Source organism: Streptomyces sp. SID8352 (assembly GCF_009862265.1).
Lineage (GTDB): Bacteria > Actinomycetota > Actinomycetes > Streptomycetales > Streptomycetaceae > Streptomyces.
Genome location: NZ_WWGX01000012.1, coordinates 99,300 through 112,358, shown reverse-complemented (window position 1 = coordinate 112,358; position 13,059 = coordinate 99,300). Strand labels below are relative to the sequence as shown.

The 13,059-nt window shown below is 76.2% G+C and carries 9 protein-coding genes; 2 read left to right on the top strand and 7 right to left on the bottom strand.

Features of this window, described 5'->3' with window-relative positions; genetic code table 11:
* Positions 1–42: 42 nt before the first annotated feature.
* On the top strand, positions 43–1,041 hold the full coding sequence (locus GTY84_RS04475) for an aldo/keto reductase (RefSeq protein ID WP_161224776.1): 999 nt from the start codon (positions 43–45) through the stop codon (positions 1,039–1,041).
* Between the two features lie 485 nt (positions 1,042–1,526).
* Complete coding sequence (locus tag GTY84_RS04470) at positions 1,527–2,699, top strand: PQQ-dependent sugar dehydrogenase (protein WP_161224793.1); 1,173 nt, start codon at positions 1,527–1,529, stop codon at positions 2,697–2,699.
* Positions 2,700–3,136: 437 nt separating this feature from the next.
* Here the strand turns inward: GTY84_RS04470 and GTY84_RS33450 are convergent, their stop codons facing one another.
* The 7 genes from GTY84_RS33450 to gatB form a co-directional block, all read right to left on the bottom strand.
* Positions 3,137–3,367 carry a DUF6191 domain-containing protein gene (locus GTY84_RS33450; RefSeq protein ID WP_161224775.1) on the bottom strand — a complete coding sequence of 77 codons (231 nt, stop codon included), beginning with the start codon at positions 3,365–3,367 and terminating at the stop codon, positions 3,137–3,139.
* Between the two features lie 40 nt (positions 3,368–3,407).
* Positions 3,408–6,506: a LuxR family transcriptional regulator gene (locus GTY84_RS04460; RefSeq protein WP_161224792.1), complete on the bottom strand. Its 3,099-nt coding sequence runs from the start codon at positions 6,504–6,506 to the stop codon at positions 3,408–3,410.
* 593 nt (positions 6,507–7,099) lie between these two features.
* The gene (locus GTY84_RS32850) at positions 7,100–7,273 is read right to left on the bottom strand and encodes a hypothetical protein (RefSeq protein WP_202549151.1); all 174 of its coding nucleotides are present in this window, start codon (positions 7,271–7,273) and stop codon (positions 7,100–7,102) included.
* Between the two features lie 228 nt (positions 7,274–7,501).
* Positions 7,502–8,185, bottom strand: coding sequence for a hypothetical protein (locus GTY84_RS04455; protein ID WP_161224774.1), 684 nt, complete (start codon positions 8,183–8,185; stop codon positions 7,502–7,504).
* A gap of 35 nt (positions 8,186–8,220) precedes the next feature.
* Positions 8,221–8,796, bottom strand: coding sequence for a GNAT family protein (locus tag GTY84_RS04450; protein ID WP_161224773.1), 576 nt, complete (start codon positions 8,794–8,796; stop codon positions 8,221–8,223).
* The gene (locus GTY84_RS04445; RefSeq protein ID WP_161224772.1) at positions 8,774–11,095 is read right to left on the bottom strand and encodes an MMPL family transporter; all 2,322 of its coding nucleotides are present in this window, start codon (positions 11,093–11,095) and stop codon (positions 8,774–8,776) included. Before GTY84_RS04445 ends, GTY84_RS04450 begins: the two co-directional genes overlap by 23 nt.
* Positions 11,096–11,532: 437 nt before the next feature.
* The gene (gene gatB / locus GTY84_RS04440) at positions 11,533–13,047 is read right to left on the bottom strand and encodes an Asp-tRNA(Asn)/Glu-tRNA(Gln) amidotransferase subunit GatB (protein ID WP_161224771.1); all 1,515 of its coding nucleotides are present in this window, start codon (positions 13,045–13,047) and stop codon (positions 11,533–11,535) included.
* Between the last annotated feature and the right edge of the window lie 12 nt (positions 13,048–13,059).

The following is a 13,059-nucleotide window of genomic DNA, read 5'->3' as shown; positions in this document are numbered from 1 at the left end:
GAGGTTAGGTTGGGTGGCCTGACGAGGGAGGGTCACGAGCAGGTGGAGCGCAGGACGATCGGCGCGACGGCACTCTCGGTGGGGGCCGTCGGACTGGGCTGCATGCCGATGAACTGGGCGTACAGCGCCTCGCGGCAGCGGGGGGACGAGTCGCTCAGGACGGTGCACCGCGCCCTGGACCTCGGGGCGTCCCTGCTGGACACCGCCGACATGTACGGCCCGTTCACCAACGAGCTGCTGCTGGGGCGGGTGTTGAGGGAGCGACGGGCCGACGCGTTCGTGTCGACCAAGGTCGGGCTGCTCGTCGGCGACCAGCACGTCGTGGCCAACGGCCGCCCGGGGTACGTGAGACGGGCCTGTGACGCGTCGCTGCGGCGGCTGCAGACGGATGTGATCGACCTCTACCAGTTGCACCGGGCCGATCCCGAGGTGCCGGTGGAGGAGACCTGGGGCGCGATGGCGGAGCTGGTGCGGGCCGGGAAGGTGCGGGCGCTGGGGCTGTGCGCGGTCGGGGCCCGCTCGTCGCGGCGTCCGGGGGCGCGGCTGCACGACCAGACCGTCCGTCAGCTGGAGCGGGTGCAGCAGGTGTTCCCGGTGAGCGCGGTGCAGGCCGAGCTGTCGGTGTGGTCGCCGGAGGCGCTGCGCTCGCTGCTGCCGTGGTGCGAGGCGCGCGGGGTCGGCTTCCTCGCGGCGATGCCGCTCGGCAACGGCTTCCTGACCGGCACGCTGACGCCGGGCCAGGGGTTCGAGCCGCAGGACCTGCGGGCCCGGCATCCCCGGTTCACGGCCGAGATGATGGCGGCCAACCAGCCGATCGTGGCGGGGCTGCGCCGGATCGCCGCCCGGCACGGGGAGCGGGTCACCCCGGCGCAGGTGGCGCTGGCCTGGGTGCTGACGCGGGGTCGGCACGTGGTGCCGGTGCCGGGCAGCAAGCGGGAGCGCTGGGTGACGGAGAACGCGGGGGCGGCGGAGCTGGAGCTGACCGGGGAGGACCTGGCGGAGATGGCGGCCCTGCCACCGGCCCGCGGCTCGTGGGACTGACCGGATCCGGGGCGGGACGGGGCCGGTGGGACGCGGCCGGTGGGAAGGCGCCGGTGGCACGGGGCAGGACGTGGGCGGGATCGGGCAGGACGGGGGCGGGGTGCTCGGCCCGGTCGTACGTCCGCCGACCGGCGGCGGGCCGGGACGTCGCGTCGTCCTGCTCCGCGCCCCGTCCGGACCGGACGGGCCCGGACAGGACGGTGCACGGACCGGCGCGGACCGGTCGGGGCGCGGACCGGCACGGACCGGCCGGGGCGCGGACCGGCCGGAGTCCGCCGGGGGAACGCCGCCCCTTCTCCTCCGCGCCGCACCGGCGCGGTGCCGGGCGGCGGCCCCGGTGAACCCCCGCGCGGGGGGCCGGAATCCGGGGGCGTCGGCCGTCCGGGGGCCATGGGATGCGGGGAACGGGAACCCGGGCGGCCCCGCCGGTGTATGACAGGGGGAACCGCCGCGTCGAAGGGACCGAGATCGTGCCACGTCCAACCGTGACGGCAGCGCTGGCCTGCGCCGCCCTGCTGCTGACGGCCGGCTGCTCCTCCGGCGACGGCGGATGGCCCCCGGTCGCCGGGACCTCCGCGAGCCCCGGCTCCCCCGGTACGGCGGGCACCGCGCCCGGCGGCACCGGGTCCTCCTCGGGCCCGCCGGCCGAGCAGGCGCCGCCCGCGAAGGGCTCCGCGCGGGTGCTGCGGACGGTCACGAGGGAGTTGCGCACCCCCTGGGGACTGGCTCCGCTGCCCGACGGCGGGCTGCTGGTGTCCTCCCGCGACGACGCCACGATCACGCGGGTGGACGAGCGGACCGGGAAGCACACGGAGCTGGGCGAGGTGCCCGGGGTGGCGGCGGAGGGCGAGGGCGGCCTCCTCGGCATCGCCCTCTCCCCCGACCACGGCTCGGACCGCCTGGTCTACGCCTATCTCACCACGGTCTCGGACAACCGGATCGTGCGCATGCTGTACGACCCCCGGAAGCCGCCGGGCCAGCAACTGGGCGCGCCCAGCACGGTGCTCCGGGGCATCCCGAAGGGCGTCGTGCACAACGGCGGCCGGATCGCCTTCGGCCCCGACCGGATGCTGTACGCGGGCACCGGCGACGGTGGCGACAAGGCACTGTCGCAGGACAAGGAGTCGCTGGGCGGGAAGATCCTGCGGATGACGCCGGACGGCGAGCCCGCGCCCGGCAACCCGTTCCCCGGCTCCGTCGTCTACTCCTACGGTCACCGGAACGTGCAGGGCCTCGCCTGGGACGGCCGGCAGCGGCTGTTCGCCTCGGAGTTCGGGCAGGACACCTGGGACGAGCTGAACGCGATCGGGCCGGGCGGCAACTACGGCTGGCCCGACGTGGAGGGCAGGTCCGACGACCCCGCCTTCCGCAACCCGGTCGCCGAGTGGCCGACGGACAAGGCCAGTCCCAGCGGCATCGCGTTCGCCGGGGGCTCGGTCTGGATGGCGGCGCTGCGCGGGCAGCGGCTGTGGCGCGTCCCGCTGAAGGGCACGGAGGCGTCCGCCGGGCCGCAGGCGTTCCTCGACGGCGAGTACGGGCGGCTGCGCATGGCCGCGGCGGCGGGCGGCGGCAGGCTGTGGCTGGTCACCAGCAACACGGACGGCCGGGGCGACCCGAAGCCCGGCGACGACCGGATCCTGGAGCTGAAGGTGGACTGAGGCCGTCCGGCCACCGGCCGCGCGCCCCTCGGGTCGCGGCCGGGCGCGGGACATACCGCCGGGCACGCGGGCGGCGGGTTCCTCCGTCCCCGGGCGACCGGAGGAACCCGCCGTGGTACCCCCGCACCGGCGCGAACGGCCATCAGCACGGACCGCCACGTGGGAAGCGGACCGGACCGCGCGGCGGAAACCGGGGCGGACCGTTCCCGCGGCAGCCGAGCCGAACCGCCCGGCGCGGGCCGGACGCACCGCCCGGTGGGCAGGTGCCGCAGACGGACCACCCGCCCGGGGCCAGCCGCCCGGCGCGGGCCGGGCGGCGCGGGCCGGGCGGCGCGGGCCGGGCGGCGCGGACCAGGCGGACCGCCCGGCGGGCGGGTGCGGTGGGCGGCCCTTCGGCGGGCCGCCGTCGCGGGGCCGCCTCCGGGCCCGGCGGTGGTCTACGCGGGGTCTCCCCCGCCCGGCGCGGGCCGGTCGCCGGAGCGGCCGGGGGGCTCCTCGGACGCCGACGGCTGCGGGGCGCGGACGACGACCCGGCCGGAGGAGAGGTCTATCGGGCCGTGGCCCGGGTCGGCGTCCCCCACGTCCTCGCGGGTCAGTTCCAGTCGGTTCTGTTCGTCGCGGGTGTGCTCGCGGCCCGGGGCGAAGACTTCGTCGAACGCGTTGAACACGGGGGGCCTCCCTGCGCCGGTGTCCCCCTCAGGGTATGCCTCACGGCCGTGCCCCGGCGGGGAGCGTACCGGGCGGGAAGAGGCCGAGGCGGTGGGCGACCGCCGCCGCCTCGCCCCGGCCGGAGACGCCCAGCTTGGCGAGGATGTTCGAGACGTGGACGCTGGCGGTCTTGGGCGAGATGAACAGTTCCCCGGCGATCTGCCGGTTGGTGCGGCCCTCGGCGACCAGGCGCAGCACGTCCCGCTCGCGGCCGGTCAGCCCCAGGGCCCCGGCCGGGTCGGCGTCCGCCCCGGCCCCGGCGGGCCCGGCGGAGTCGGGGTCGAGGGGCAGCCGGGCCCGCCGGGCGAGCAGGGCGACGGCGTCGGCGAGGGGCCGGGCGCCGAGGCGGTCGGCGGCGGCGGCCGCGAGGCGGAGCGGTTCCCCGGCGCGGGCGCGCCCGTCCTCGCCGCCGGTGGCCAGCAGGGCGGCGGCGAGCCGGTACCGGACGCGGGCGAGGGGGTAGGGCCGTCGCAGCGGTTCGAAGGCGGAGGCCGCCGCGGACCAGGGCTCCGGGGTGTCCCGTTCCCGGGCGCGGTCCAGTTCGGCGCGGAGCCAGAGGGAGTACGCCTCCCAGAGCGGGACACGGGTGGTGAGCCGGTCGGCGGTGCGGGCGATCCGGTCCAGCACGGCGACGCGGCCCTCCTCGGCCCCGGGCAGCCCGAGCGCGTCGGCCTCGGCCGCGGCGGCGGAGCGCAGCAGTGGCCAGGCGTAGCGCTCGGTGCCGGGCGGGAAGCCGGACTCCAGGACGCCGTCCAGGGCGGCGCGGGCGTCGGGGAAGCGGCCCCCGGCGGCGGCGAGGTCGAGGGTGAGGGAGGCCAGCGGCAGGGTGTACTGGGGCATGGGGTCGTGGGTGCCGTAGGAGCCGCGGGCCTCGGCGAGGAGCCGTTCGGCGTCGGCCGTCCGGCCCCGGGCGAGGGCGATCACGGCGAGCTTGAGGGCGGCGGAGCCGTTGGGCGTGGGGGCGCGGCGGGCGGCGGCGTGGCCGGCGGCCTCGGCGGCCTCGTCCCAGCGGCCCAGGGAGATCAGGGAGTCCGCGAGGTTGCCCCGGACCCAGGCCTCCGACTCCAGCAGGCCCTTGCGACGGGTGAGCGCGACGCCCTCGCGCAGGATGGCGACGGCCTCCTCGGAGCGGCCGATGCCCTCCAGGACCGAGGGCAGGTTGACATGGCTGCGGCCCACCACGGCGGGGTGCCCCTCGGCGGCCACCTCCTCCCGGACCCGGGACATCTGCGCGAGTCCGGCCTCGATGTCACCGGCGTCGACCATCAGTCCGCCGAGGGTGACGCGGGCGTTCAGCTCGATGTCGTGGGCGCCGACCCGGCGGGCGTACTCGACGGCGCGCTCGGCGGCGACGACGGCGTCGGGGCCGGGATCGCGCAGCATGGCCCAGTTGGCGGCCATGGCAAGCACCTCGGCGTGCACCTCGGAGGGCGGCAGTCCGCGCACCAGGTCCTGTGCGATGCCGAGTTCGCGCCATCCGTCGCCGCGCCCCTGGGCCTGTACCAGCAGGGAGCGCTGGGTCCAGAACCAGGCGGCGCGCTGGGGGTCGCGCCCGGCGGGGCGGGAGCCGGGGAGGTCGGTGCCGGGGTCCTCGTCCAGCAGGGCCAGCGCCCGCTTGATGATCTTCATGGCCCGCTCCCGCTCCCCGCACAGCCGTCCGGCGACGGCGGCCTCGGCCATCAGGTCCAGGTAGGACAGCGGGGTGGTCGCCGGGTCGCCGCCGCAGGGCGGGTACGCCTCCGCGTGGTCGACCGGGCGCAGGGCTGCTCGGGTCTCCTCGGGGACGTGCTCCCAGAGTTCCATGGCCCGTTCCAGGAGCCGCAGCTGCTCGGCGTAGGCGTGCCGGCGGCGGGCCTCGACGGAGGCGCCGAGGACGGCGGGCAGGGCCTTGGCCGGGTCGTGGGCGTGGTACCAGTAGCTGGCCAGGCGCAGGGCCCGGTCGGCGGGCGGGACCAGGGCGGGGTCGGCCTCGATGGCCTCGGCGTAGCGGCGGTTGACGCGGGAGCGCTCGCCGGGCAGCAGATCGTCGGCGACGGCCTCGCGGACGAGGGAGTGGCGGAAACGGTAGCCGTCGCCGTCGGGCGCGGGGAGCAGGATGGCGGCGTGGACGGCGGCGCGCAGGGCCTCGATCAGGTCGTCCTCGGAGAGCCGGGAGACGGCGGCCAGCAGCCGGTGCTCGACGGTGGAGCCGCCCTCGGCGGCGACCCGGGCGATCCGCTGGGCGCTGTCGGGGAGCGCCTCGACGCGGACGAGCAGCAGGTCGCGCAGGGAGTCGGTGAGTCCGGCGCGGCGTCCAGCGCGGGCGGCGACGGCGAGTTCCTCGACGAAGAAGGCGTTGCCGTCGGAGCGTTCGAAGATCTCGTCGACCTGGAGCGGGTCGGGTTCGGCGGCGAGGATGCCGGCGATCTGGCGGCCCGCCTCGTCGCGGGTGAAGCGGCCGAGTTCGAGACGGCGGACGGTGCGCAGCCGGTCGAGTTCGGCGAGCAGGGGGCGCAGCGGGTGGCGGCGGTGGATGTCGTCGGAGCGGTAGGTGGCGAGGACGACGAGGCGGCCGGTGCGCAGGACGCGGAAGAGGTAGGCGATCAGGTGGCGGGTGGAGGCGTCGGCCCAGTGCAGGTCCTCCAGGACGAGGACGACGGTGTGCCGGGCGGCGAGGCGTTCCAGCAGGCGGGCGGTGAGGTCGAAGAGACGGGCCGTGCCCTCCTCCTCGTGCCGTCCGGGGTGGGCGGCGGGGGTGGGGTCGCCGAGTTCTGGCAGCAGCCGGGCCAGCTCCTCCTCCTGGCCCTCGGCGGCCCCGGCCAGCTCCTCGGGCAGGGCGCGGCGCAGGGCGCGCAGGGCGGCGGAGAACGGGGCGAAGGGGAGTCCGTCGGCGCCGATCTCGACGCAGCCGCCGAGGGCGACGACGGCGTCCCGGCGCCGGGCCGCGGCGGCGAACTCCTCGACGAGCCGGGTCTTGCCGACCCCGGCCTCGCCGCCGAGCAGGACGGCCTGGGGCTCCCCGGCCTCGGCGCGGGCGAGCGCGTCGTCCAGGGTGTCCAGTTCGCCGGTGCGGCCGATGAACACGGGGCTTGCTGACCTGGTCTCCACGGTGCCGAGCATCGCACGGGCCGGGGGCGGGGGCGCACCGGATTTCCGCGCCCGCCCGACCGCGCGGAGGGTCGCCCGGGGGACGTCCGGGACGGGGACGCCGGACGCGGCGCCGGGGTCGGTGGCCGAACCGCCGGGCGCGGCGCCGGGAGCGCGCGGGAGCGGACGGGAACGAAGCACCTCCCCCCTCCGTACGCCTCCGACCACGCCGGAAGCCTCCGAAACGGAAGCGGGAACGCCGGACACGGCGCCCGGGTCGACGGCCTGCCCTGGAGATGCGGCACCAGGGGCGGTGGCGGAACCGCCGGGGGCGGCGGCCGGATCGCCGGACGCGGCGCCGGGGCCTCCGCCCCGGCCGGGCGGGACCGGAGCGGCGCGCCCGGCCGGGGCGGAGGCCCCGGGAGGAGCGGGCCCGGTGGCCGGGGGCGTGGGGGACGGTGTGCCCACCCCGCCCGCCTGCCCCGCCGCGCCCGCCGCACCCGCCGTCGTCGGGCGGGTCGGCGGCAGGTCCGGTGCGGTGGGCGGGTCCGGTGCGGTGGGCGGGCGGGCGGGGAGTGCGCGGCGCGGGCGGGCGGCGCGGGGGCCGTCCGCCCGCGGTGCGGTGGTCACGCGGCCCGGGGGGAGCGGGACCCGCGGGGGCCGGTGTCATGGCTCTCGGCTCCGCCCGCCTTCCCGGGGGCGCCGCGGCGGGCCCGCACGGCCTCGCGGACCAGCCGGGCCCGGTCGGCACGGCGGATCAGCTCGTCGTAGCGGTACTGGTGCAGCTCGTACTCGAACATGGCGTGTCCTCACGGGCGGAAGAGGGCGGTCGTCGCGTCGGCCGGGCGGTTCGGTGCCCGGAATCCGCGATGCCTCCACTCTCGTGTCCCAGGGGGGTGCGCCACATCGGGCGTCTGCCGCATCCTCCGGCCCCTCGCGGGTGCCCGGACGCGGCTGAGGGGCCTTAGACGCGCGTCCGGAGGGCACCGGACGGGCTAAGGCCCCTCAGACGGGGGGTGCGCCGGGGGTCAGCCGGCCGACGGCAGCCCCAGCAGGACATCGGTGTACTTGAGCACGGCGAGCAGCAGGCCGATCACGCCGAGGGCGATTCCGGCCCAGGCGACGGACTTGATCCAGGGGGCCTGGGGCGCGCCGGGCGCCCCGAAGGCGGGTCGGGCCAGGACGACGACGCCGACGATCAGCGCGGTCAGCGCGAACAGGCCGCCCCAGAGGGCGGTGGCCTGCCAGGCGTTGCCGTAGCCCTTCTCGATCATGGTGGCGACGTCGGAGGAGGCGCTGGTCTCCAACTGGCCGATCACGGATTCCCGGGCGGAGGCCACGGTGCCGATCCAGCCGCCGGTCAGCGAGACCACGCCGAGCCCCGCGGAGACGACGGCGCCCGCGCCCTGGCCGACGCCGGGGGCCGGGGCGGCGGCTCCGTCAAACGCACCGGCGACGGCGTCCCCGTCCTCGGCGGCGTCCCCGTCCACCACGGTGCCCGCGTCCACCGCGGCGCCCGCGTCCTCGGCGCCGCCCGCGTCCTCGGCGGTCTCCCCGGCAGCCCCGTCCCCGGCGGCGGGGACGGCCGCGGGGCCGTCCGCCCCGGCGGCCGGGCGGGTGATGACCCCGCCGTCGGCGGTACCGGACGCGGTCGTGCCGGTGGTGCTCTCGTCGGACGTCGCGCCGCTCTCGTCCACTGTCCTCGTTCCCATGTCCCGCACCGTACGGACGCTCTCTGAGAGGTCCCTTAACGGTCGGCCGCGGCCCCGCGGTCGCGCGCCGCGCGCCACTCGGGGGCGAGGACCGACCACACCTCCATGTCCTGGCGGACGCCCCGGTAGGGGAAGCTCTCGCGCCGGACGCCCTCCAGCGTCATGCCGAGCCGCCGGGCGGCGTTGACGCTGGGGAGGTTGGCGGCGGAGGCGTGCCACTCGACGCGGTGCATGCCACGCCGGTCGAAGGCCCAGTCGATCAGGACGCGGGCGCCGCGGGCGACCAGGCCCCGGCCGGTGGCGGCGGGCTCCAGCCAGCAGCCGATCTCGCAGACCCCGGTGGCGGCGTCGAAGTCGGGGAAGAGGACACCGCCGACGAGCGTGCCGTCCAGCCACAGCCCGTGCAGGAAGCCGGTGTCGGCGGCGTGCCGGTCGGCGTAGGAGCGGAGCAGGGCGCGGGCCGAGTCGAGGTCGGTGGCGCGGGAGCCGAACGGGACGTGCTCGTTGATGAACTCCCGGCCCCGGTCCAGGTGGGCCAGGAACTCCTCGGCGTGCCAGGTCTCCAGGGGGCGCAGTTCGGCGCCGTCGTCACCCAGTGGTATCGCGTACATCGTGCTGACGCTCCTCGTCCGCCGGGGCGGCGGACGCCAGCGCGTCCTCCGTCCGGCCACTCTCTTCCAGGGGGTCCCCGGCCGGGGCGCCCCCGGTCAGGACGTCCGCCACCGCGGCGTCCGTCGCGGCGGCCAGCCTCTCATGGGCCGCGCGGCACTCGGGCGGCTCGATGCTCAGCCGGGGCAGCAGGGCGTCCAGGCGGCGGGGCAGCCACCAGTTGGCCCGGCCCAGCAGGTGCATCAGGGCGGGCACCAGCAGGGTGCGCAGGACGAAGGCGTCCAGGGCGACGGCGGCGGCCAGGGCGATGCCGAACATGGCGATGATCCGCTCGCCGCTGAGCACGAAGGCGAGGAAGACCGAGATCATGATGACGGCGGCGGAGTTGATCACCCGGCTGGTCTCGGCGAGGCCGACCCGGACCGCCCGGCGGTTGTCCCCGGTCTCCAGCCACTCCTCGTACATCCGGCTGACCAGGAAGACCTGGTAGTCCATGGAGAGCCCGAAGAGGACCGACACCATGATCACCGGCAGGAAGGGCTCGATGGGTCCGGCGCTGCCCAGGCCCAGCAGTTCGCTCCCCCAGCCCCACTGGAAGATCGCCACGACGACGCCGAAGGAGGCGGCGACGGCGGCGACGTTCATCGCGGCGGCCTTCAGGGGGATGCCGACGGAGCGGAAGGCCAGCAGGAGCAGCAGGCAGCCCAGGCCGATGACGACGCCGACGAACAGCGGCAGCTTGCCGATGATGACCCGGGCGAAGTCGTCGTACCCGGCCGTGACGCCGCCGACGTGGACGTCGAGGGTGGTCCCGGCCTCGGCGCGGGGCAGCACGTCGGAGCGCAGCCGCTGGACGAGGTCGCTGGTGGCCTCGGACTGCGGGGCCGACTCGGGCACCACGGCGAGCCGTGCCGTGTCGCCCCCGGCGTTGTAGGTCACGGGGCTGACGGAGGCGACGCCCTCGGTGGCGCGCAGGGCGGTGCCGAGGTTGTCCAGGGCGAGCCGGTCCCCGGCTCCGTCGACCTCGGTGACGAGGGTGAGAGGCCCGTTGACGCCGGGGCCGAAGCCGTCGGCGAGCAGGTCGTAGGCCTGGCGGGTGGTGGTGGAGCGGGGGTCGTTGCCCTGGTCGGAGGTGCCCAGGCGGAGCCCGAGGGTGGGCAGGGCGAGCAGGGTGATGACCACCAGGGCGAGGGCGCCGAGCAGCTTGGGCCGGCGCTCGACGAAGGCGGACCAGCGGGCGGCGAAGCCGGTGGGCAGTTCGGGCTGGGGCCCGGAGCGGGCCAGGCGGCGCCGTTCTCGGCGGCTCAGGGCGCGCGGGCCGATGTACGACAGCAGGGCCGGGAGGAGGGTTACGGAGGCGGCGACGGTGAGGACCACGGTGAGGCCGGCGGCGATGGCGACGCCGTTGAGGAAGCTCAGCCGGAGGATGAGCATGCCCAGCAGGGCGATGCACACGGTGGCGCCCGCGAAGACGACGGCCCGCCCGGTGGTGGCGACGGCGTTCTCGGCGGCCTCGGTGACGGACAGGCCCCGTTTCAGCCCCCGTCGGTGCCGGGTGACGATGAACAGGGCGTAGTCGATGCCGACGCCGAGCCCGATGAGGGTGCCGAGCATCGGCGCGAAGTCGGCCACGGTCATGACGTGGCCGAGCAGGGTGATCCCGGCGTAGGCGGTGCCGACGGAGACCAGGGCGGTGGCGATGGGCAGCAGGGAGGCGGCGAGCGAGCCGAAGGCGACGAAGAGCACCACCGCGGCGACGGCGACCCCGACGATCTCGGCCAGGTGCCCGCCGGAGGACTGGGTGAGGGCGATGGCGCTGCCGCCCAGCTCGACCTGGAGCCCGTCGGCGCGGGCCTGTCCGGCGGTGTCGACGACGGCCTCGGCACGGGCCGGGTCGAGGTCCTCGACGGCGTCGGCGAAGGTGACCGTGGCGTAGGCGGTGCGGCCGTCCTCGCTGATCATGCCGGAGCCGGGACCGTCGTAGGGCCCGGTGACCGAGACCACCCCGGGCAGCTCGGCGACGCGGTCCAGGGTGCGGGTCATGGTCTGCTCGACGTCGGCGGCGCGGACGCTGCCGGAACCGGTGTGCCAGACGATGGTGTCGCTGTCCCCGTCGAGGCCCGGGAAGCCCTCGTGGAGGAGCTGGTAGGCGCGGTCGGCGTCGGTGCCGGGGATGCCGTAGTCGTTGGCGTACGAGGATCCCGCGACGAGGGCGGCCGACCCCACGCCGCCGAGGGCGAGCAGCCAGAGCAGGACGACGAGGAGACGCCGCCGGAGGCACCAGCGTGCGAGGGCTGCCACGATCAGGCTCCCGGGGGGTGTGATGGTGGATCTTGGCCGGAAACCGTCCGTCACGGAATGGCGGGCATTCGGCGAGTGAACGGCCGACGAAGAACACATGAGCCGTGCGAATCCCACTCTCGCAGCCGGAAATGATCCTTTGCGGACTTCGTGTGCTTATTCACAGCAGTGCGGGAGGTTCTCCCCCACCCGCCGGGCGGGCCGGTTGCGGCGGCCGGCGCCCGCCGGGGCACGGGACCCGGGAAGGGGCTGCGGGCTGCGGGCTGCGGGTACGGTGCGCGTCTCCCCCGGCGGTCTCCCGACGGCCGCGACACGGGCGACCTGCCGCCCCCGGCCCGGTCCCGGTCCGGTGAACGCGGAAGGGGCGGCGCGCCGGGACCGGGTCCCGCGCACCGCCCCTTCGGGCACCGCCGCCGGGCCGGGCCCGGCGGCGTGGATCAGCCCTCGGTGACGCCGAGCCGCTCCAGGATCAGCTCCTTGACCCGGGCCGCGTCCGCCTGGCCGCGGGTCGCCTTCATGACCGCGCCGACCAGGGCGCCGGCCGCGGCCACCTTGCCACCGCGGATCTTGTCCGCGATGCCCGGGTTGCCCGCGATGGCCTCGTCGACGGCGGTGGTCAGGGCGCCCTCGTCGGAGACGACCTTCAGGCCGCGGCGGTCGACGACCTCGTCCGGGGTGCCCTCCCCGGCGAGCACGCCCTCGATGACCTGGCGGGCCAGCTTGTCGTTGAGATCGCCCCCGGCGACCAGCTCGGACACCCGGGCGACCTGCGCCGGGGTGATCGCCAGCTCGTCCAGCGCGGTGCCGGACTCGTTGGCGCTGCGGGCCAGCTCGCCCATCCACCACTTGCGGGCGGAGGCCGCGTCGGCGCCGGCGTCGATCGTCGCGACGATCGGCTCCAGGGCACCGGCGTTGAGGATCGCCTGCATCTCGGTGCCGCTCACGCCCCACTCCTCGCGGAGCCGGTTGCGGCGCACCAGCGGCAGCTCGGGCAGCGCGGCGCGGATCTCCTCGACCCACTCGCGGGACGGGGCGACCGGCACCAGGTCGGGCTCCGGGAAGTACCGGTAGTCCTCCGCCTCCTCCTTCACCCGGCCCGAGGTGGTGGACCCCGTGTCCTCGTGGAAGTGGCGGGTCTCCTGGATGATCGTGCCGCCCGAGGAGAGGACCGCGGCGTGCCGCTGGATCTCGAAGCGGGCGGCGCGCTCCACGGAGCGCAGCGAGTTGACGTTCTTGGTCTCGCTGCGGGTGCCGAACCGCTCGCGGCCGTGCGGGCGCAGCGACAGGTTCACGTCGCAGCGCATCTGGCCCATCTCCATGCGGGCGTCGGACACGCCGAGCGCCCGGATGACCTCGCGCAGCTCCCGGACGTACGCCCGCGCGACCTCCGGGGCCCGCTCGCCCGCGCCCTCGATGGGCCTGGTGACGATCTCAATGAGCGGGATGCCGGCCCGGTTGTAGTCGAGCAGGGAGTGCGAGGCGCCGTGGATGCGGCCGGTGGCGCCGCCGACGTGCGTCGACTTGCCGGTGTCCTCCTCCATGTGGGCGCGCTCGATCTGCACCCGGAAGGTCTCGCCGTCCTCCAGCTGTACGTCGAGGTAGCCGTCGAAGGCGATCGGCTCGTCGTACTGGGAGGTCTGGAAGTTCTTCGGCATGTCCGGATAGAAGTAGTTCTTCCGGGCGAAGCGGCACCACTCGGCGATCTCGCAGTTCAGCGCGAGGCCGATCCTGATCGCGGACTCCACGCCGGTCGCGTTGACGACCGGGAGCGCGCCGGGCATGCCGAGGCAGACCGGGCAGGTCTGGGTGTTCGGTCCGGAGCCGAGCGCGGTGGAGCAGCCGCAGAACATCTTGGTGCGGGTGCCGAGTTCGACATGGACCTCAAGGCCCATGACGGGGTCGTACGACGCCAGCGCGTCCTCGTACGACACCAGGTCGGTCGTGGTGGTCACGGTGAAACTTCC